This window comes from Streptomyces sp. NPDC057137, from assembly GCF_042670825.1.
Classification (GTDB): Bacteria; Actinomycetota; Actinomycetes; order Streptomycetales; family Streptomycetaceae; genus Streptomyces.
The window spans coordinates 1-2,267 of record NZ_JBHUUW010000142.1; the positions used below are offsets into that span (position 1 = coordinate 1).

The 2,267-nt window shown below is 70.6% G+C and carries 4 protein-coding genes; 3 read left to right on the plus strand and 1 reads right to left on the minus strand.

Annotated elements, in window-relative coordinates; all coding sequences use genetic code 11:
• Positions 1-189 precede the first annotated feature (189 nt).
• A complete protein-coding gene (locus ACFT9I_RS40220; RefSeq protein WP_382572865.1) occupies positions 190-573 on the plus strand; it encodes a hypothetical protein in 384 nt (127 codons plus the stop codon).
• The gene (locus ACFT9I_RS40225; RefSeq protein ID WP_382572867.1) at positions 570-1,241 is read left to right on the plus strand and encodes an endonuclease; all 672 of its coding nucleotides are present in this window, start codon (positions 570-572) and stop codon (positions 1,239-1,241) included. The genes ACFT9I_RS40220 and ACFT9I_RS40225 overlap by 4 nt, the downstream gene beginning before the upstream one ends.
• Positions 1,242-1,277: 36 nt before the next feature.
• On the opposite strand, the gene ACFT9I_RS40230 is transcribed toward ACFT9I_RS40225, so the two are convergent.
• Positions 1,278-1,595, minus strand: a complete 318-nt coding sequence (locus tag ACFT9I_RS40230) for a hypothetical protein (RefSeq protein WP_382572869.1) — start codon at positions 1,593-1,595, stop codon at positions 1,278-1,280.
• Between the two features lie 299 nt (positions 1,596-1,894).
• Between ACFT9I_RS40230 and ACFT9I_RS40235 the strand changes: the two genes are divergently transcribed.
• Positions 1,895-2,209: an SCO5918 family protein gene (locus tag ACFT9I_RS40235; RefSeq protein ID WP_382572871.1), complete on the plus strand. Its 315-nt coding sequence runs from the start codon at positions 1,895-1,897 to the stop codon at positions 2,207-2,209.
• Positions 2,210-2,267 lie beyond the last annotated feature (58 nt).

Below are 2,267 nucleotides of genomic sequence, written 5' to 3' on the forward strand. Positions count from 1 at the left end.
CCGCGTACGTGTGAGCCAGCACATTCATCCCGTCTGTCAAATTGGATTCGGCCGTACGGGAGCCGACGAGCGAGGTCCGTGCGGACGCCATAGGCTTCGTGGAGAGTGCGAATCAGGCACGTCAGTGTGAACTCCAACAGACCGCTCAATCCGGCGCCGCTCAGGCTGGGAAGAGAAAGGGACTGGGTTATGGGGCTGTTGCCGACCGTACTGATATCCCTGGTATTCCCGGCTCTGATGCTGCTGGTCACGGTGGCGCTCGGACGCATGGAGGAATTCCTGCTGCCTCATCTGCGGGCGCCCCTGCCGGCCGACGGCGGCGACGCGGACACCCCGCCGGAGAACGCCCCGCCCGAGAACTCCCGGTCGGAGAAGCCGGAGAAGGACACTCCTCTCGCGGAGGACATCCGTGCGGAGGAGAGCCGTGCCGAGGAGGTCCGGATCGCCAAGGCCCGCGCGGAGGCCGTACGCCGCTCCGCACGGCGCCGCGCCTACGGCACCCCGCGTCCCGTCGGCCGTACCAACACCGGCCCGCCGCGCGGCGCGCGGACGACCCCCCTGAGGTTCCGATGAAACAGCGCGCCGTCGTAGACGCACTGCTCCGCTCCCACGGCAGCACCTACGCCGAGGACGCGGGCATCCGGCTGCGTGACACCCCGCAGCCCCTCTACCAACTCATCGTCCTCACCCTCCTGTTGAGCGCCCCCATCCGGGCCGGCGTCGCCGTCGCCACGGCGCGCGCCCTCAACGAGGCGGGCCTGCGCAACCCGCGCCGGATGGCCGGGGCGACCTGGCAGCAGCGCGTCGACGCCCTCGACCGGGGCGGCTACCGCCGCTACGACGAGAGCACCGCCACCCAACTCGCCGACGGCGCCCATCTGTTGATCCGACGGTGGCACGCCGACCCGCGCCGCATGCGCGCGGAGGCCGACGGCGACGTACCGGTCCTGCGCCACCTGCTCCAGGACCTGCCGGGGATCGGCCCCACCGGGGCGGACATCTTCCTACGTGAGGTGCAGACCGTCTGGCCCGAGGTGGTGCCCTACTTCGACACCAGGGCGCTGCGTGGCGCGGAACGTCTCGGGCTCGGCACGGACGCGGCGACGCTCACCCGGCTGGCCGGGGACACGGGCCCCGCGGCCCTGGCCGCCGCGCTGGTACGCGCGGCACTGGACGACGACCTCGTCGAGGAGTGCCTGCGCGAGGCACGACGCGACACGAGATCCGGCGCCTCGGCCTAGGGGGTGTCTTGTCGATCAGGCCGGATCAGGGAGCGGTCAGTACTCGCTGTCGATGCCTGTCACGAACGCCGGCCCCAGCGGCGCGTCGTCCGCCGAGAAACCCGCCTCGCTGAGCGCGGCGCCCGCCACCCGCTTCGCCTCCGCCTCGGCGGCCCGCCTGTTCTCGGCCTCGATCTCCAGCCGCACGCTGAAGGTGCCGCCCTCGTTGACCGTCAGCATGTCCAGGTCCTCGGCCTCACCCAGAGCCGTGTGCTGCGGGTCCGCGGGCCGCAGACCCCGCAGCAGCGCCGCGCGGGAGTCGGCGTCGAGCGTGCGCAGGAAAGTGCCCGGGACGGTGATGACGTACGCGGTCATGCGAACTCCTGGCGTTGACGGCCCCCGCGGTACGGGGTGGGCTTCGCGCCTCACCCTGTGACCTGCCCCGTTTTCCGCTCCGATCACCTCCCGGATCCGGATCGCCGGCCGGGCCTTCCCGGCGGATTCACCGTTGAACGGCCATTTTCCGCCTCCATTTCCGGGAATCGGATTCCGGTCGGCACTTATGCTCCACGAACATTTGCCCAGCCAAGCGGGGGAGGTTTCGCTTCCGGGCGGGCGTTTCGTGTGGGATGCTGGAGACTCCGCATCACCCCCCTTCTCCCTGCCGAGGCACTATGCGCTGCGTCATCGCCCGCTTCCCCTTCGAACTGGTCAAGAGCGAGGTGCAGCTGGCGATGAAGGGCATCAAGCCCGAACCGATCACGGGTGAGTCCGTTGTCATCAGCCGCCGTACGTACCCGGTGAAGCAGGTGGGCGAAGTGATCACGCGCCAGGACCGCCGTGACTTCTCCTCCTCCGAGGTGACCCGCGCGCTGACCCGTCTCGGCTTCACCTGCCGCAGCGTCCCCGTTCCCGCCCCCGTGGTGGAGCCCAGCCCGCTGGAGACGGCGTCGGCGATGCTCGGCACCCCCGCGCAGGCGCAGAGCTGAGCGAACCGCTCGGACACGACATACGGAAGAGGGCCCCGTCACCAGTCGGTGACGGGGC